At 66.4% G+C, this 18,228-nt stretch carries 13 protein-coding genes and 1 pseudogene; 3 read left to right on the plus strand and 11 right to left on the minus strand.

The genetic code is table 11. From position 1 onward, the window contains the following. From ACTJLD_RS33920 to ACTJLD_RS33935, 4 genes and pseudogenes are all read right to left on the minus strand, one after another. A pseudogene (locus ACTJLD_RS33920) lies at nucleotides 1-119 on the minus strand (acetyl-CoA C-acetyltransferase); the annotation flags it as partial. A gap of 99 nt (nucleotides 120-218) precedes the next feature. Next, the gene (locus tag ACTJLD_RS33925) at nucleotides 219-2,084 is read right to left on the minus strand and encodes a PHA/PHB synthase family protein (protein ID WP_027787250.1); all 1,866 of its coding nucleotides are present in this window, start codon (nucleotides 2,082-2,084) and stop codon (nucleotides 219-221) included. 359 nt (nucleotides 2,085-2,443) lie between these two features. Then, complete coding sequence (pgeF, locus tag ACTJLD_RS33930; protein WP_027787249.1) at nucleotides 2,444-3,283, minus strand: peptidoglycan editing factor PgeF; 840 nt, start codon at nucleotides 3,281-3,283, stop codon at nucleotides 2,444-2,446. A 6-nt stretch (nucleotides 3,284-3,289) separates the two neighbouring features. Further along, complete coding sequence (locus ACTJLD_RS33935) at nucleotides 3,290-4,498, minus strand: RluA family pseudouridine synthase (RefSeq protein WP_027787248.1); 1,209 nt, start codon at nucleotides 4,496-4,498, stop codon at nucleotides 3,290-3,292. Nucleotides 4,499-4,539: 41 nt separating this feature from the next. Here ACTJLD_RS33935 and ACTJLD_RS33940 point away from each other — a divergent pair, with 41 nt between their 5' ends. Further along, entirely contained in the window at nucleotides 4,540-5,364 is an 825-nt protein-coding gene (locus ACTJLD_RS33940; RefSeq protein WP_021163132.1) for an outer membrane protein assembly factor BamD, read from the plus strand. Between the two features lie 120 nt (nucleotides 5,365-5,484). On the opposite strand, the gene ACTJLD_RS33945 is transcribed toward ACTJLD_RS33940, so the two are convergent. The 3 genes from ACTJLD_RS33945 to ACTJLD_RS33955 all read right to left on the minus strand — a co-directional run bounded on the left by ACTJLD_RS33945 (nucleotide 5,485) and on the right by ACTJLD_RS33955 (nucleotide 8,832). Then, the gene (locus ACTJLD_RS33945) at nucleotides 5,485-7,731 is read right to left on the minus strand and encodes an ATP-dependent DNA helicase (protein WP_027787247.1); all 2,247 of its coding nucleotides are present in this window, start codon (nucleotides 7,729-7,731) and stop codon (nucleotides 5,485-5,487) included. Between the two features lie 55 nt (nucleotides 7,732-7,786). Continuing rightward, entirely contained in the window at nucleotides 7,787-8,002 is a 216-nt protein-coding gene (locus tag ACTJLD_RS33950; protein WP_006478692.1) for a YdcH family protein, read from the minus strand. 77 nt (nucleotides 8,003-8,079) lie between these two features. Continuing rightward, nucleotides 8,080-8,832, minus strand: coding sequence for a hypothetical protein (locus ACTJLD_RS33955; protein ID WP_440660887.1), 753 nt, complete (start codon nucleotides 8,830-8,832; stop codon nucleotides 8,080-8,082). A 160-nt stretch (nucleotides 8,833-8,992) separates the two neighbouring features. Between ACTJLD_RS33955 and ACTJLD_RS33960 the strand changes: the two genes are divergently transcribed. Further along, complete coding sequence (locus tag ACTJLD_RS33960; protein ID WP_124817048.1) at nucleotides 8,993-11,317, plus strand: Tex family protein; 2,325 nt, start codon at nucleotides 8,993-8,995, stop codon at nucleotides 11,315-11,317. 415 nt (nucleotides 11,318-11,732) lie between these two features. Next, nucleotides 11,733-12,761, plus strand: a complete 1,029-nt coding sequence (locus ACTJLD_RS33965) for a terpene synthase family protein (protein WP_440660889.1) — start codon at nucleotides 11,733-11,735, stop codon at nucleotides 12,759-12,761. Nucleotides 12,762-12,783: 22 nt separating this feature from the next. On the opposite strand, the gene ACTJLD_RS33970 is transcribed toward ACTJLD_RS33965, so the two are convergent. The 4 genes from ACTJLD_RS33970 to ACTJLD_RS33985 form a co-directional block, all read right to left on the minus strand. Beyond that, complete coding sequence (locus ACTJLD_RS33970; RefSeq protein WP_027787243.1) at nucleotides 12,784-14,700, minus strand: potassium transporter Kup; 1,917 nt, start codon at nucleotides 14,698-14,700, stop codon at nucleotides 12,784-12,786. Between the two features lie 276 nt (nucleotides 14,701-14,976). Beyond that, a complete protein-coding gene (locus ACTJLD_RS33975; protein ID WP_021163124.1) occupies nucleotides 14,977-15,573 on the minus strand; it encodes a phosphoribosyltransferase in 597 nt (198 codons plus the stop codon). 6 nt (nucleotides 15,574-15,579) lie between these two features. Beyond that, a complete protein-coding gene (locus ACTJLD_RS33980; RefSeq protein ID WP_011352252.1) occupies nucleotides 15,580-16,926 on the minus strand; it encodes an adenylosuccinate synthase in 1,347 nt (448 codons plus the stop codon). 113 nt (nucleotides 16,927-17,039) lie between these two features. Beyond that, complete coding sequence (locus ACTJLD_RS33985) at nucleotides 17,040-18,188, minus strand: ATP phosphoribosyltransferase regulatory subunit (protein WP_059694539.1); 1,149 nt, start codon at nucleotides 18,186-18,188, stop codon at nucleotides 17,040-17,042. Nucleotides 18,189-18,228: the final 40 nt, after the last annotated feature.

Raw genomic sequence — 18,228 nt, forward strand, 5'->3', positions numbered from 1 at the left:
CGCTCCAGCACTGCGCGGATCACCGTCGCGCCCAGTTCGGGTGCTGCAATCTTCGCAAGCGAACCGCCGAATTTGCCGACCGCGGTCCGCGCGGCCGATACGATCACTACGTCCGTCATTTCCCTTTCCTCCAGGCCCGCACGACACGGCGCATCGCTACCGGCCCTGTTAAAAAAACTGCGGTGCATCGGACAGCGTGCGCCGCTGTCCGTCTTTCGTCAATCGCGCTGCAATACGTACCGGCCCGGCGCCGGCTCGATCACCGGGAACTGTGCGGAACCGGGCTGGGCGGGCGGCGCCACCTTGCGGCCGCCGTACTGGTCGAGCCACTCGACCCAGGTCGTCCACCAGCTTCCCGGGTGCTCGGTCGCACCGGCAAACCAGTCGTCCGCCGATTCGGGCAGGTCGCTGTCGTTGATCCAGTAACTGCGCTTCTTTTTCGCCGGCGGATTAATCACGCCCGCGATGTGCCCCGACGCGCCGAGCACGAACTTCAGCGGGCCCGACAGGATCGACGTCGATGCATAGGCCGTCTGCCACGGCACGATGTGATCCTCGCGCGAGCCGTAGATGAAGGTCGGCACGTCGATCAGCGTCAGGTCGACCGATTCGCCGCACACGGTCAACGCGCCCGGCTCGCGCAGCTTGTTCTCGAGATAGGTATTGCGCAGGTACCACGCGTACATCGGGCCCGGCAGGCTCGTCGAATCGCCGTTCCAGTACAGCAGGTCGAACGGCGCCGGCGTGCGGCCCTTCAGGTAGTTGTCGACGACGTAGTTCCACACGAGGTCGTTCGGTCGCAGGAACGAGAACGTGTTCGCGAACTCGACGCCGCGCATCAGCCCCGGCTGCGTGCCGTTCTTGCCGCCGATGGTCTGCTCGCGCATCTGCACGTGCGCCTCGTCGACGAACACGTCGAGGATGCCGGTGTCGCTGAAGTCGAGCATCGCGGTGAGCAGCGTCATCGACGCGACCGGGTGCTCGCCGCGCGCGGCGAGCACCGCGAGCGCAGTCGCGAGCATCGTGCCGCCGACGCAGAAGCCGAGCGTGTTGATCTGCTCGCGGCCGCTCACCTGCTGCACGGCGTCGATCGCCGCGAGCAGCCCTTCGTTCATGTAGTCGTCCCACGTCTTGTGCGCAACCGATGCGTCCGCGTTGCGCCACGACACGAGGAACACCTGATGGCCGTTCGACAGCGCATGCGCGACGAGCGAATTCTCGGGCTGCAGGTCGAGGATGTAGAACTTGTTGATGCACGGCGGGACGATCAGGAGCGGCCGCTCGAACACCTTGTCCGTCTTCGGCGTGTACTGGATCAGCTGGATCAGGTCGTTCTCGTAGACGACCGCACCTTCAGTACACCCGAGGTTCTTGCCGACCACGAACTGCGATTCGTCGGTCTGCGAAATCTTGCCGCGCTGCAGGTCGCCGAGCAGGTTCATCATCCCCTGCCGCAGGCTTTCGCCCTGCGTCTCGAGAATCGATTTCTGTGCGTCGGGATTGAGTGCGAGGAAGTTGCTCGGCGCGGCGGCGGCCGTCCACTGCTGGACCGTGAAACGAATGCGCTCGCGCGTCTTCGGATCGGTCTGAAGCGCGTCGGCCAGTTCCTGCAGATAGCGCGCGTTGAGCAGATACCAGGCCGCCGCGAACGCATGCGCCGGCGACGCCTTCCATGCATCGCCGCTGAAGCGGCGGTCCTTCAGTTCGGGCGACTCGAGCTTCGCGGCGGCGGCCTGCTGCATCAGCGCCATGCAATCACGCGCGTAGTCGGCCTGCAACGCCTGAAGCCGCTCGGGGGGAATCGCGGCGGCCGGCAGCTTCAGCCCGGCGAACGGCGACGCCATCGCGCCGAAATCGGGCATCGACGGCACCTGGAACGGAAACGATGTCGGAAACTGGAATGTCGCGAACGGATTCACGGTGGCCGACGCAGTCGCGGCACGTGCCGGATCCGCAAAACCGCGCCACGCGTTCAACCACGACTCGAACATCTGCTGCATCGGCTGGGCGGCCGGATCGAAACCAATGCTGCCCGTGGAAGTGCCCGCCTGAGCGGACGTCGACGATTTTTTCGATGCTGTCATTACCTGCCTTACCGGTGATTCGTGAGCGTCTGTCGTGAAATCCTGCTCGCGGGCGGCATGCCGGCTGCGAGCCGGGCCGTCATGCTCTGGAGAGGCGTCTCCAGATTCTGCCGCAGTGCGGTATTTTTATCATTATCGTTTTCCCCATGTGAAGCGCCATATCAAACCGCTGAACAATTCCGCACGGAGATAATCCTCGCGCAACAGGCGGGACAAGGGTTCCGGCGAAACATAAAACATTTTGATTGACTTGACTCCGCATTTTTCATTCAGCCGCGCATGTAACGCGGCATGGCCGCCGCAAAATCGAGATAACCCGATTTTGCAGCGCGACAAATCCGGCGCCCATACGCATCCCGTCAATCCGCCAGCCAGATCGCCGCCGCCATGCGGCCCGTCACGCGGTCGCGCCGGTACGAATAGAAGCGCGCCTGTTCGGTGACCGTGCAGGCCGTCCCGCCGCTCACGTGCGCCACGCCCGCACGCGCAAGACGCAAGCGCGCGAGCGCGTAGAGATCGGCCAGGAACTTGCCGGGCGCGCCATCGATCGCGACGAACGCAAGCCGGGTTTCATCATGCTCCGACTGCGGGGCCGTGTCGAGAAACGCGTCACGCACGTCGGCGCCGACCTCGAACGCCCGCGGGCCGATCGCCGGCCCGAGGTAAGCATGAAGCGCGTCCGTCGCACCGCCCGCGAGTGCCGCGACCCGCGCCGCCGTCTGTTCGACGATGCCGGCCGCCAGGCCGCGCCAGCCCGCATGCGCGGCGCCGACGGCGCGGCCCTGCGTGTCGCACAGCAGCACGGGCAGGCAATCCGCGACCATCACGACGCAGACGGCGCCGGCACGGTCGGTGACACTCGCGTCGGCCTGCACCGGCGCGAGCGCCGCGGGTGCCGCCGCGATCACCTCGTCCGCGCGCACGATCTGCGCGCCGTGAACCTGCTCGAGCCACGCGGCGCTCGACTGGCCAGCCAGCGCGAGCAGGCGCGCGCGATTCCCGGCGACATGAGCCGGATCGTCACCGGTGTGCAGGCCGAGATTCATCCCGCCCGGCAGAGCTTCCGCGCCCTGCCAGCGCCCATACGGGCCTTCGCTCACCCCGCCGTCGCGCGTCGTGATCAGCGCGCGCACGCGCGGCGACACCTGCCAGTCGGGCTGTACGCAGTCCTGCCACGTCAACGGCGCCAGGTTCGTCATCGGCACTCACTCCTCCTCGTCGTCCAGGTACGGCTCATCGTCGTGATACTCGCCGCCGAAATCGTCATCGTCGTAGACACCGTCATCGTCGTCGAATTCCTCGTCGCCCTGCCCGAAGCCGAGCGCCGCGACGAGGGCGTTCATGTCGTCCGGCAGCGGGCAGCGCCACTGCATCGCCTTGCCCGTGACCGGGTGCACGAGACCGAGCCGCCATGCATGCAGCGCCTGTCGCGCGAAACCGTCCGGCAACGGCGCGACCGAGCGTTTGCCGCGCGCACGCCCGTACACGGGGTCACCGAGCAGCGGGTGGCCGGCATGCGCGCAGTGCACGCGGATCTGGTGCGTGCGGCCGGTCTCGAGATCGCACTGGATCGCCGAAACCGGCTGACGTTGCCACAGGCATGTGTCAACCGTGCGGAAATGCGTGCGCGCGGGCTTGCCCGACGCGCCGGTGACGACGGCCATGCGCGTGCGTTCGCGCGGATCGCGGCCGATCGGCGCATCGATCGTGCCCTCCTCGGGCATCGTGCCCCACACGAGCGCGAAATAGCGGCGCTTCACCGTGCGGGCCTGCAACTGGCGCACGAGGTCCGTCTGCGCGGCCAGCGTACGCGCCACCACCATCAGGCCCGACGTCTCCTTGTCGAGCCGGTGGACGATCCCCGCGCGCGGCAGGCCGGCCGCCGCGTCGCCATAGCGATGCAGCAGCCCGTTGAGGATCGTGCCGCTCCAGTTGCCGGCGGCCGGATGCACGACGAGGCCGGCCGGCTTGTTGATGACGACGAGCGCGTCGTCCTCGTAGATCACGTCGAGCGGCACCGGTTCCGGCGTAAAGGCGAGCTGCTCGGGGAGCAGGTCGGGCACGAGCTCGATCTTGGCGCCGAGCGGCACCGGCTGGCGGATCTTCGCCGGCGCGCCGTCGACGAGCACGCGCTGCGCCTCGATCCAGCTCTGCAGGCGGCTGCGCGAGAATTCAGGGAACAGTTGGGCGAGCGCCTTGTCGAGGCGCTCACCCGCGAGCGACAGCGGCACTTCGACGACGCGCGGCGCGTCGTCGGCCGCCGCGGACGGCACGACGGGCGCCTGCATGGCGTCGCCGGCCAGATCGTCATCAAGGGAATCCCCCGACGCAGCGTCGGCGGGCCGATCGCTTGGGCTATAATCTTCGCGATTTGGTGTGCCCGGCTGGGCATTCTGCGAACTTGAACGGGTCATTTAGACTGGGTCACCGAGACTTGAAGCTAGGACATGCGAGCATGATGAATTCGACCAAACGCACGGCCAGAACCGTCGCCGCCCGGGCTGCGGCGGTAGCGGCCGCGGCCCTCATCGCCGGCTGCCACGGCTTGCCGCAGAAGCAGGACGAGACGGCTACCTGGTCGAACAACAAATTATACTCAGAGGCCCAGGACGCACTGTCCGGCGGCGACTGGGGCAAGTGCGCGAAATATTTCGAATCGCTGCAAGGTCGCGATCCGTTCGGCCACTTCGCACAACAGGCGCAGATCAACGTTGCGTACTGCAACTGGAAGGACAACGAAGCGGCCGCCGCCGACCAGGCCGTCGATCGCTTCATCCAGCTCCACCCGGATCATCCGGATATCCCTTACGCGTACTACCTGAAGGGGATGATCCACTTCAACGACGATCTCGGCCTGTTCGGCCGGTTCTCCGGCCAGGACATGAGCGAGCGCGATCCGCAGGCACTGCGTGAATCGTACGATGCGTTCAAGGTCGTCGTCGACCGCTTCCCGAAGAGCAAGTACGCGCCCGACGCCGCCGCGCGGATGCGCTACATCGTCAACGCGCTCGCGTCGCACGAAGTGCACGCGGCCGACTACTACTACCGGCGTGGCGCCTACGTCGCGGCCATCAACCGTGCGCAGCTCGCGATCAAGGACTACAAGGGCGCCCCGGCGATCGAGGACGCGCTGCACATCATGATCCTGTCGTACGGCAAGCTGAACCAGCCGCAACTCGCCGAGGACACGAAGCGCGTGCTCGCAGGCACGTTCCCCGACAGCCCGTACGTCACGGGCCACTCGCGCCCCGGCGCGAAGAAGTCGTGGTGGCAGTTCTGACGAAAGCACCATGCAGCGCCCGCTGCGCGAACAAAAAACCCGGCCATCGAGCCGGGTTTTTTATTGGCGCCGCGCTCAGGCAGCGTCGGTGCCAGCGCGCGGCGGGCGCCGCGCGCGTCGTCACGTGCGCTTTGCGGAACGGTGCTCGTCGAAGAAGTCCTGGACAACCGCGATCTCGCGAGTCCGCTTGAACGGCGGCAGGCTCTGCCAGATCCGGCGCCCGTAGGGCTTGTCGACGAGCCGCGTGTCGCAGATCATCAGCACGCCGCGATCCGTCTCCGCGCGAATCAGCCGGCCCGCGCCCTGCTTCAGCGTGATCACGGCCTGCGGCAACTGGTGCACGGCGAACGGGCTCAGCCCCTTCTTCGTCAGCGCATCGAGGCGCGCGGCGAGCACCGGATCGTCCGGCGGCGCGAACGGCAGCTTGTCGATCACGACGAGCGACAGCGCATCGCCGCGCACGTCGACGCCTTCCCAGAAACTCTGGCTGCCGACCAGGATCGCATTGCCGTATGCACGGAAACGATCGAGCAGTTCGGTACGGCTCGCATCGCCCTGCACGAGCAGCGGCGTGTTCCAGCCGCGCGATTCGATCACGTCGCGCAGCTTCGACGCGATCCGGTCGACCGCGCGCAGCGTCGTGCATAGCATGAACACGCCGCCACCGGACGCCTCGATCGCCGGCAGCGCGGCGTCGAAGACGGCATCGGTAAACGCCGGCGAAGACGGTTGCGGCAGGTTGCGCGGCACGTACAGCAGCCCTTGCGACTGGTAGTCGAACGGGCTCGCGAGCGTCATCGAGCGGCGCGAGCTGAGGCCCATCTGTGCCGCGTAGTGCGTGAAATCGCCGCGCACCGACAGCGTGGCCGACGTGAACACCCATGCACGCGGCACACCCGCGCGCTGCTTGGCAAAGATCGGCGCGACCGACAGCGGCGTTTCGTGCAGCTGGACCGTATGCGCGAACACTTCGACCCAGCGCACCTTCTCGTTCGGATCGCCGTCGGATGCCGCCTTGTCGCCGGCCGCCGCCGCATCAGCCTTCGCGGCCGCCTCCGTCGCGCCGGGCGCGACCCAGCCGGCCAGCAGGTCCTGCAGTTCGCGTGCGCGCCGCAGGCACGCGCCGAGCGATTCCGCCCGTTCGGCCTGGCTGGCAAGCGCCGACGCAAGCGCGTCGAGCGCGGCCTCGAGCGCGTCGAGCGCGCCGAACATCGGGTGATCGTCGCCGAGCTGGGCGAGCGACATCCGGACGATCTGGTCGTTCGCGAACGCCAGACGCAAGTCGCGTGCCGCGCGCTCGAGATCGCCGCCGAGCTTCACCCATTCGACCGCGTCGCGTGCATGGCTCAGGCCCTCAGCTACCGTGTCGCGTGCGAGTTCGAGAATCTGCGTCGTCGACAGCGTCTCGCCGAAGAACAGCGTCGCCGTTTCCGGCAACTGGTGCGCTTCGTCGAAGATGACCGTGTTCGCGTTCGGCAGCAGCTCGGCCATCCCCGTGTCGCGCAGCATGATGTCCGCGAAGAACAGGTGGTGGTTGACGACGACGACGTCGGCCTGCTGCGCCTCGCGCCGCGCCTGCATCACGAAGCATTCCTTGTAGTGCGGGCATTCCTGGCCAAGGCAGTTGTCGCGCGTCGACGTGACCATCGACCAGACGGGCGCCGTTTCCGGCACGCTCGCGAGCTCGGCCTTGTCGCCGCTCTTCGTGATCTTCGCGAAACGGACGATTTCCTGCAGGTAGGCCGTATCCTGCCGCGACGGCAGCCGGCCGTTGTCGGCCGTGCGTTGCAGGTAGTAGTGGCACAGGTAGTTTGCGCGCCCCTTGAGCATCGCGACCGACACCGGCACCGCCAGCGCGTTGCGCACGGTCGGGATGTCACGCTGGAACAGCTGATCCTGCAGATGTTTCGTGCCGGTCGACACGATCACCTTGCCGCCCCACAGCATCGCGGGCACGAGGTACGCATAGGTCTTGCCCGTCCCGGTGCCGGCCTCGACGATCAGCGTGTTGTCCCCGGCATCGCTGTCGGGCTCGGCTGCGGCGGCGTCCGCGCCCGTCTCGGCCGCCTTGTCGCCGTCGCCGAGGCGACGCGCCGGCCGCTTGCGGGTTTCGAAGATCTCGGGCTCGGGCATCCGGCGAGCAGACGCTTCCATCGCGGACGCGACGGCGCGCGCCATCTCGATCTGCGATGTACGCGGCCGATAGCCGTCGAGCGCGCGCGCCAGCAATCCGCCCTCGCCGAAGATCGTGTCGAGTTCGTCGACGCGCTTGCGGCTCAGTTCAAAGGTGCCTTCGGGCGCACGAGCGCGCCCGGCGGACGACACGTCGCGCCGGGCATCGGGGGTGGCTTCAAGCGGTGAATTCAAGGCAAGCGTTCCTGTGTCCAGCGCCCGGGCGGCGCCGGCGCTTGCCAGGCCGCGCTCAGGCGCGCTTATCCGGTTCCAGCTGCGATTGCAGCAAAATGATTTTGTCCTTGGCCGCCAGCTTTTCCTTCTTCAGCCGGTGCAGCGTGATGTCGTCGATGTCGGAGTGCCCTTCCTTCAGCTCGATCTCCCGAGCGAGCTGCTGGTGCTGCTCCTGCAATGCAGCCAAACGGTTGTGCAATTCCTGCTGCTGTTCCGTGTGACGGTTTTGCATGTTTGCCTCCTCATCGAAGCAGCGCGCCGGCTGGCGTGCCAGCGCGCACGAGACTGATTCCGGATCAATCCAACACGTTACTGCCCCTGCTGTTGCTTCTGCTGCGCCTTTTCGGTCGCTTCCTTCTGACGCCGCTCGACGTCGGCCTTGTGCTCCGCGGCTTCCTTCTGCTTCTGCTCGTAGCGTGCGGCGTTGTCCGCCCGCTCCTGCGCCTTCTGCGCGGCCTGCTGGTGCGCCTGGTCGAGCTTGCGCTGGAAGTCGCCCTGCTTCTGGTCGTACGCCTGCTTGTTCGCCGCGCGCTGCGGCCCTTCCGCGCCACGCTGCGCCTGCTTCAGCGCATTCTGCTCCTGCTTGTCGCGGAACGCAGCGGCGTTTGCCGCGTCGTTCGCCGCGCGCTGCGGCGCTTCCGCCGCGTCCTGCGCCTGCTTCAGCGCCTGCTGCTGGTCGCGCTGCTGCGCGCGCACCGCCCGCTGCTCGTCGTTGAGCGCGAGCTGCTCCTGGCGGATGCTCGCCCGCTCGTCGCGCATCTGGTCACGCGCCTTGCCGAGACAGTGATTGACGAAGAACTTGCTGTAGCAATCGTGCTCGGCCACCGCATAACGATAATCGTTTTCCGCGGAGCGTTGATTGAGCACTTTTTGACGGGCGTCGAAATCCGGTGCGGCCGTGGCCGTCACGGGTGCGGCCGCGGTGGCGGCCGGCGCGGTGGCGCCCGAAGCTTGCGCGAACGCGCTGGAAGGCCCGGCAGACAAAGCCGCGGCGAGCGCTGCGCCGAGCGCGACGAGAGAAATTCGGGAAGTTGGCAACGTCGTAGGAAAGCTGCGGGACATGTGTCAAATTCTATCACCCCCGGCTGGACGCTCCGCCATTTATGGCAAAATGCCCCGCTTCACTCACCCGCGGCATCTGGCCCGTCGGGCCCGCCACGCAGCCCGCCGCTTCGGGCCTGCCGGCCCGCGCCGCGATTTCAGCAGGCAGATCATCCACGACATGACGGAAACCGTAGCACTCAAGATCGTACAGCGCATCGCCACCGAACTGTCCGTCCAGCCGCGCCAGGTCGCGGCGGCCGTGCAACTCCTCGACGAAGGCTCGACCGTTCCGTTCATTGCCCGGTACCGCAAGGAAGTGACCGGCAACCTGGACGACACGCAGTTGCGCCAGCTCGAGGAACGCCTCCTGTATCTGCGCGAGCTCGAGGACCGCCGCGCGGCGATCCTGTCGAGCATCGACGAACAGGGCAAGCTGACCGACGAGCTGCGCGCCGCGATCGACGCGGCCGACAGCAAGCAGGTGCTCGAAGACCTTTATCTGCCGTACAAGCCGAAGCGCCGCACGCGTGCGCAGATCGCCCGCGAGGCCGGCCTCGAGCCGCTCGCGCAGGCCCTGCTCGCGAACCCGCTGCTCGACCCGCAGGCCGAGGCGGCCGCCTACGTCGACGCCGACAAGGGCGTTGCCGACGTGAAGGCCGCGCTCGACGGCGCGCGCGACATCCTGTCCGAACAGTTCGGCGAAACGGCCGAACTGCTCGGCAAGCTGCGCGACTACCTGCACAGCCAGGGCGTCGTGTCGTCGGCCGTCGTCGAGGGCAAGGAAAACGAGGAAGGCGAGAAATTCCGCGACTATTACGACTACGCGGAAACGATCAGGACCGTGCCGTCGCACCGCGCCCTCGCACTGTTCCGCGGCCGCAACGCGGGCGTGCTGACGATCAAGCTCGGCCTCGGCGAAGAGCTCGACGCCCAGGTGCCGCATCCCGGCGAGGCGATGATCGCGCGCCATTTCGGCATCGCGAACCAGAACCGCCCGGCCGACAAATGGCTGTCCGACGTATGCCGCTGGTGCTGGCGAGTGAAGGTGCAGCCGCACATCGAGAACGAACTCCTCACGCAGCTGCGCGAAACGGCCGAAACCGAAGCAATCCGCGTGTTCGCGCGCAACCTGAACGACCTGCTGCTGGCCGCGCCGGCCGGCCCGAAGGCCGTGATCGGTCTCGACCCCGGCCTGCGCACGGGCGTGAAGGTCGCGGTCGTCGACCGCACCGGCAAGGTGCTCGCGACCGATACGATCTACCCGCACGAGCCGCGCCGCGACTGGGACGGCTCGATCGCGAAACTCGCGCGCCTCGCCGCGCAGACGCAGGCCGAGCTGATCAGCATCGGCAACGGCACCGCATCGCGCGAAACCGACAAGCTCGCGAGCGAGCTGATCGCGAAACACCCGGAGCTGCGCCTGCAGAAAATCGTCGTGTCGGAAGCCGGCGCGTCGGTCTACTCGGCGTCCGAACTCGCGGCGAAGGAATTCCCCGACATGGACGTGTCGCTGCGCGGCGCCGTGTCGATCGCGCGCCGCCTGCAGGATCCGCTCGCCGAACTCGTGAAGATCGAGCCGAAGGCGATCGGTGTCGGCCAGTACCAGCACGACGTGAACCAGCGCGAACTCGCCCGCTCGCTCGACGCAGTCGTCGAGGATTGCGTGAACGCGGTCGGCGTCGACGCGAACACCGCGTCGGCCGCGCTGCTGGCGCGCGTGTCGGGCCTGAACGCGACGCTCGCGCGCAACATCGTCGACTACCGCGACGCAAACGGCCCGTTCCCGTCGCGCGAGCACCTGCGCAAGGTCCCGCGCCTCGGCGACAAGACCTTCGAACAGGCCGCCGGCTTCCTGCGCATCAACGGCGGCGAGAATCCGCTCGACCGCTCGTCGGTGCACCCGGAAGCGTATCCGGTCGTCGAGCGGATGCTCGCGAAGATCAGCAAGCGCATCGACGACGTGCTCGGCAACCGCGAAGCGCTGTCGGGCCTGTCCCCGACGGAATTTGTTGACGAGCGTTTCGGCCTGCCGACCGTGCGCGACATCCTGTCCGAACTGGAGAAACCGGGCCGCGATCCGCGTCCGGAGTTCAAGACCGCGACGTTCCGCGAAGGCGTCGAGAAGGTGTCGGATCTCGTGCCGGGCATGACGCTCGAAGGCGTCGTGACGAACGTCGCCGCGTTCGGCGCGTTCGTGGATATCGGCGTTCACCAGGACGGGCTCGTCCACGTGTCCGCGATGTCGACGAAGTTCATCAAGGACCCGCACGAAGTCGTGAAGGCCGGCCAGGTCGTCAAGGTGAAGGTGCTCGACGTCGACGTGAAACGCCAGCGGATTGCGCTGACGATGCGCCTCGACGACGAGGCAGGAGCGCCCGGCACGCCGTCGCGCGGCGGCCAGGATCGCGGCAACGCGGGGCGCGGCGCCGCCCGCCCGCAGCGTTCGCGCGAGCCGGAACCGGCCGGCGCAATGGCCGCGGCGTTCGCGAAGCTGAAGCGCTGAGCACGCGAAAAGCGTCGCCGCACAAAAAAACCCGCCTCCCGGCGGGTTTTTTTTATTGAATCGTCGTCCGCATTTTCGATATCCGGGATGAAAATCGAATATGCGCGTTTCCATCGTCATTCCCCTGCGTTTAATCGGCAAATTAAACAATCCGCGTTGCGACATGCGTTTTCTTGACGCTTCACAAGTGACACATAAAATAAGTTTTCGAACGGCCGTATTTTGATGCTTCTGTATTGGGCAGCGATCTTGCCGTTCAGCGGCCGCGTTCTCCGCGGCGCTCGCATGCACGGTGAATATCCTGCCTCCCGTGTTTCGGTCTCGCCTTTTTTGCAGTCGATTCGCGACGCATTGCATCCGGTATTCGCCTGACCGGCGAACCGGGACGGATTCGCGAAAAATGGATCGGGGAACCATGACAGACGACCATCTGAAAACCGAACTGGCCGCATTGCACATGCCCGTTTTCGACGTGCCGTGGGCCGGCGCCTGTTCACCGCACGTCGAGCGAATCGAATCGCGCATGCTCGAGTGGGCCGACGCATACGGCCTGTTCATCAGCGACGCCTACCGGGAACGCGTCGTACGCACCCGATACGGCTGGCTCGCCGCGCGCTGTTACCCGAACGCCGATCCTTCCCTGCTGCAGGCGCTCGCCGATTATTTCGTGTGGTTCTTTCTCGTCGACGACCTGTTCGTCGATCGCGTCGAGCCGGTCGGCCCCGATACGTTGCGCAATCTGACCGCGATGATCGATGTGCTCGACTACGAATGTACCGGCCCCCAGCCCATATATGGCGAGCGAGCATGGCTCGATGTGTGCCAGCGCCTGCGCGCCCGCCTGTCGGCCGAACATTTCGCGCGCTTCGCACAAGGCATGCGCCTGTGGGCCACCACGGCCGGACTGCAGATTATCGGCCACCTGAGGGCCGAGCCGATTGCAGTGCAGCAATACGAAACGATCCGGCGTCACACGAGCGGGATGAATCCTTGCCTCGCGCTGGCGGACGCGGCCAATGCCGGTGCCGTCCCGCCCGATACGTTTCATCGGCCGGAAATCCAGACGCTGTTCCGGCACGCGAACCATATCGTCTGCTGGAGCAACGACATCCAGAGCGTCGGCGTCGAGGCCGGCCAGCCCGGGCAGTTCCGGAACATGGTGATGATCCACGCTTCCCGCGGCCATACGCTGCAGGCCAGCGTCGACTACACGGCCGAGCGTGTGCGCGCCGAGATCAACGCATTCGTCCTGTGCGCCGATGCACTCGCCCAGCATGCCGACACGCGCGTGCGCGGCCTTGTCGACGGCTGCCGATACTGGATTCGCGGTTATCTGGATTGGGTCGCGCGGGATACGCAGCGCTATACGGCTGCGGCCGCGGCCGGCGATGCGGACGATCGCGGCCTGATTGCCTGGTCGGCGGACTCGGCGGCGCGCGGCTGAACGACCCGCGCGCCGCCCCCGGTCAGATCTCGATCTTCGTCCCGAGCTCGACCACGCGGTTCGCCGGGATCGAGAAGAAGTCGGTCGGCTTCGCGGCATTCTGGTGCATCCACGCGAACACGCGCTCGCGCCAGATCGACATCCCGGGCAGATGCGTCGGCACGACCGTTTCGCGCGCGAGGAAGAACGACGTGTCCATCAGCTCGAACGTCATGTCGTGCGTGCGCCCGAATTCCTCGAGCACGGCCTTCACGTCCGGCGTCTCGTTGAAGCCGTACTCGGCCTTGACGATATACAGCCCGCCGCCCGCATCACGCGCGGTCTGGCGCTTGTCGTCGCGCACGTAGGGAAAATCGCGCGTCACGAACGTGAGGAAAATGGTCCGCTCATGCAGCACCTTGTTGTGCTTCAGGTTGTGCAGCAGGCTGACGGGCACGAGCTTGTCGTTGCCGGTCAGGTAGATCGCGGTGCCCGACACACGATGCGGCGGATGCGCGAGCAGGCCCTGCAGGAACGGCTCGAGCGGAATACCGTCGGCGGCCGTGCGCTCCTTGACGATGTGACGCCCCTTGTACCAGGTCATCAGCAGGAAGAACAGCAGCGCGCCGATGCCGAGCGGCAGCCAGCCGCCCTGCGCAACCTTCAGCAGGTTCGCGCCGAAAAAGCCGAGGTCGACCGCGAGGAACACGGCGATGATCGCGCCGACCAGCAGCCGGTTCCAGTTCCACACCTTCACCATCACGACCGCGGCGAGCACGGTCGTGATCACCATCGTCGCCGTCACCGCGATGCCGTACGCGGCCGCGAGGTTGTCGGAGCTCTTGAAGCCGATGACGATGCAGAGGATCACGAACAGCAGCAGCCAGTTCACGACCGGCACGTAGATCTGGCCGATCGCGAGATCGGAGGTATGCAGCACTTTCATGCGCGGCACGTAGCCGAGCTGGATGGCCTGCGACGTCAGCGAATACGCGCCCGAGATCACCGCCTGCGACGCGATCACGGTCGCGACCGTCGACAGCACGACGAGCGGCAGCAGCCCCCATTCGGGTGCCAGCAGGAAGAACGGGTTCTCGATCGCCTTCGGGTTCTGGATCAGCAGCGCGCCCTGGCCGAAGTAGTTCAGCACGAGCGACGGCATCACGAGCCCGTACGCGGCGATGCGGATCGGCTTCGCGCCGAAGTGGCCCATGTCCGCGTAAAGCGCTTCCGCACCGGTCAGCACCAGCACGACCGAGCCGAGCACGACATAGGCCTGCAGCACATGCTCCGACATGAACGACGCGGCGTAATACGGGTTGATTGCAGCGATGATGCCCGGCACGCGCACGATGTGGTACACGCCGAGCGCCGCGATCACGACGAACCAAAGCACCATGATCGGGCCGAACAGCTTGCCGACCAGCGCGGTGCCGTGGCGCTGGATCCAGAACAGCGCGATCAGGATCACGATCGTGATCGGCATCACGAGATGGGACAGGTGCGGCGTCGCGATCTCGAGACCTTCGACCGCCGACATCACCGAGATCGCCGGCGTGATCACCGCGTCCCCGTAGAACATGCATGCGCCGAATATCCCGAGCGCCATCAGCGCGCCCGCGACGCGGGTCTTCGAGTCGAGCGGCCGCAACGACAGCGCCATCAGCGCGAGCACGCCGCCTTCGCCGTTGTTGTCCGCCCGCATCACGAACAGCAGGTACTTGATGCCGACCACCAGGATGATTGCCCAGAACAGCAGCGAGATCACACCGAGAATCGATCCTTCGGTGAGCGGGATACCGTGTGCGGGGCTGAACGCCTCCTTGAGCGAATACAGCGGGCTGGTGCCGATGTCGCCGAACACGACGCCGATGGCTGCTATCGCTAGCGCCCGCATCGAGTGTTGCTGCGTCGAATGCGGCGCGTGTGCTGCGTCGGTCGCGTGGATCGTGTCGTTCATATGAAGCGTAATAATCGGGTCCGGGTCGGACAAAACGAGCGCTATTCTACTCGCGCCCCCTTGAAACGCCGCCCTGCTCTGTTGCCTTGGAACCACGTGAGCCACGCCATGCATGCAATCCGGCGCAAGCTGTGGCAGGGCTGCCAATCATAGCCGGGGCAGCGCCGTCTGCCTACCGGATCCGCGGCCCGCGCGCCGCCGGCGTGCATGGCGCCCCAATGAAAAACGGCGCCGCAAGCGGCGCCGTACAAGGCTTTCCTTCGATTGGCCGGCCGTTTACGCGCCCGAACCGTCGCGCTGTGCGCGACCGCGCTTGATCCACGCCTCGAGGTTGTGCGGGCGAACCGTATCCCACTCCTCGAACGGCTGATGAATCCACGGATTCGTCGGCAGATACTGCGTGTGATAGTCGGGCTTGACCTTCGAGCAACCCTTGTACCAGAGCACGGCAGAACGCACGGCCGTCACGGACGGGTAGCGCTCCTTCAGGTGCTCCTGCACGCGCGCAAGCGTGACGCCCGAATCCACGAGATCGTCGACCAGCAGCACGTTGCCCGCCAGATTGCCGCGCGTCATCGTGATGTACTGCGCGATGTCGAGCTCGCCCTGCTCCGTGCCGGCCGCTTCCCGGTACGAACTCGTCGCGAGGATTGCGAGCGGCACGTCGTAGATGCGCGACAGTTGATCGCCGACGCGCAGGCCGCCGCGCGCGAGGCACAGGATCTGGTCGAACTTCCAGCCCGATGCATGTACCTGGAGCGCGAGCAGCTCGATGAGACGGTGATACTCGTCCCAGCCTACCCACAGGTTCTTGTCGTCGTTGCGCGGATCGGTCATCAAGTCTGCCGCCGTCATCGTGATTTGCTGCGTCATCTGGGGTTACACCTTGAACGGATGGCGGAGCAGGATCGTTTCGTCGCGGTCCGGGCCCGTCGATACCATGTCGACCGGCACACCGGCCACTTCCTGGACGCGGGTCAGGTAAGCCTGGGCGTTCGCCGGCAGCGCTTCCCACGTCTTGATGCCGACCGTGCTTTCCTTCCAGCCGGCAAACGTTTCGTATACGGGCTCGCAACGGGCCACGTCGGCGGCACCGCGCGGCAGGATGTCCGCATCCTTGCCGTCGATCTTGTAGCCGACGCACAGCTTGACTTCGTCGAGGCCGTCGAGCACGTCGAGCTTCGTCATGCACAGGCCCGACACGCCGTTGATCTGGATCGAGCGGCGCAGCGCGGCCGCGTCGAGCCAGCCCGTGCGGCGCGGACGGCCGGTGACCGAACCGAATTCCTTGCCGACGTTCGCGAGCGTGACGCCAACCTGGTCCTGACGCTGCGGGTTGTCCGCATCGTACAGTTCGCTCGGGAACGGGCCCGAGCCGACGCGCGTGCAATATGCCTTCGTGATGCCGAGGATGTAGTTGAGCTTCTGCGGGCCCACGCCCGCGCCGGCCGACGCCGCACCTGCGACGCAGTTGCTCGACGTGACGAACGGATAGGTGCCGTGATCGATGTCGAGCAGCGTGCCTTGTGCGCCTTCGAACAGCAGGTTCTGGCCCGCATTGTTCGCGTCGTACAGGCGGCGCGACACGTCGGCCACCATCGGCTTCAGGCGGTCGGCATAACCGAGCATCGTGTCGAGCGTCGCCTGGAAATCGACGGCCGCGCCGCCCAGGTACTGGGTCAGCACGAAGTTGTGGAAATCGAGATTTTCGCGCAGGCGGTCGGCGAAGGTCTTCGCGTCGAACAGGTCCTGCACGCGCAGCGCGCGGCGGCCGACCTTGTCTTCGTACGCGGGGCCGATGCCGCGGCCCGTCGTGCCGATCTTGCCCGCGCCCTTGCGCGCTTCGCGCGCCTGGTCGATTGCGATGTGGTACGGCAGGATCAGCGTCGTCGCTTCGGAAATGAACAGGCGGTCGCGCACGTTCACGCCGGCCTCTTCCAGCTCGCCGATTTCCTTGAACAGTGCTTCGGGGGACAGGACGACGCCGTTGCCGATGTAGCAGGCGACGCCTTCACGCATGATGCCCGACGGAATGAGGCGCAAGATCGTTTTCTTGCCGCCGATGATGAGGGTGTGGCCGGCGTTGTGACCGCCCTGGAAACGCACGACGCCCTGAGCGTGGTCCGTCAGCCAGTCGACGATCTTGCCCTTGCCTTCATCACCCCATTGCGTTCCCACGACGACGACATTGCGCCCGGGAGTCACGTTCACTGCGCTGGCAGACATGTTGATTCGTTAGCTGGTTAAAAACGTATTCTACCTATGTTCGCGGGCGATTCCGAATTTTTCCGTTTCGCTTCAACGATATGCACGCCGAAGCACGTCCCGCGAACGCCTCTTTATCGGGGTTCGACCACCCATGCGCCGTCGCGCTCGACGAGCGACCGGTCGCAGGCGAACTCGTCGAGCACGTGATCGTGGCCCGGCAGCGCCTGGATCACGACCTCGCCCGCATCGCGCAGCGCCGAAACGGCCGCGCTCAGCGCGTCGTCCTGCGCCCACGGCGCGAGAATCGCGGTACCGCGAGCCTCGACCGGCGAAATCCGGGCGAGCTCGCGCAGGTCGAGCGAGAAGCCGGTGGCCGGACGCGCACGACCATACGCCTGGCCGACGTGGTCATAGCGGCCGCCGCGTGCGATCGCGTTCGGCACGCCGTCGATGTAGGCGCTAAACATCGCGCCGCTGTGATACGCGTAGCCGCGCAGATCGCCCAGATCGATCGCCACTTCGGCACCCTTCGCCTGCGCCGCGAGTTGCGCCAGATCGTCGAGCGCCCGCGTGATTTCGGGCAGCACCGGCAACCGCGTCCGCGCCTCGGCGAGCACGCTCGCGTCGCCATAGAGGTGCGGCAGCGCGCGCAGCGCGGCGCGCGTATCGGCGCCGAGATCGTCGGTCAGTTCGTTCAGCAGCGGCACGTCCTTGCCCGACAGCGCGTCGTACAGCGACTCGCCACGCTCCGCGGCCTGTGCGTCGCGCGCCAGCAGCGCCGCGAGCACGCCCGCGTGGCCGAGGTCGAGACGAATGCGCGACAGGCCTGCGAGATGCAGCGCATCGAGCATGAGTTGCTGGATCTCGAGGTCGGCTTCCAGCCCGGCATGCCCGTAAATTTCGGCGCCGATCTGGATCTGCTCGCGCGTCGCGTGCAGGCCGCGCGGACGCGTATGCATCACGTGGCCCGCATAGCAAAGGCGCGTCACGCCCTGGCGGTTCAACAGGTGCGCGTCGATCCGCGCGACCTGCGGCGTGATGTCCGCGCGCAGGCCGAGCGTACGGCCCGACAGCTGGTCGACCAGCTTGAAGGTGCGCAGGCGCAGGTCGGCGCCGCCGCTCGTCAGCAGCGACTCGAGATACTCGAGCAGCGGCGGCATCACCATTTCGTAGCCATACGAACGGAAGCGGTCGAGCAGCCTGCGGCGCAGCTCCTCGATCTTGCGCGCTTCCGACGGCAGCACGTCGGCGATATTCTCGGGAAGTAACCAGGTCGACATCGGTACGGTCCTACGACGGGAAACAGCGCGCGACCAAGCG

The sequence above is a fragment of the Burkholderia sp. 22088 genome (genome assembly GCF_052045915.1).
Taxonomy (GTDB): domain Bacteria; phylum Pseudomonadota; class Gammaproteobacteria; order Burkholderiales; family Burkholderiaceae; genus Burkholderia; species Burkholderia cepacia.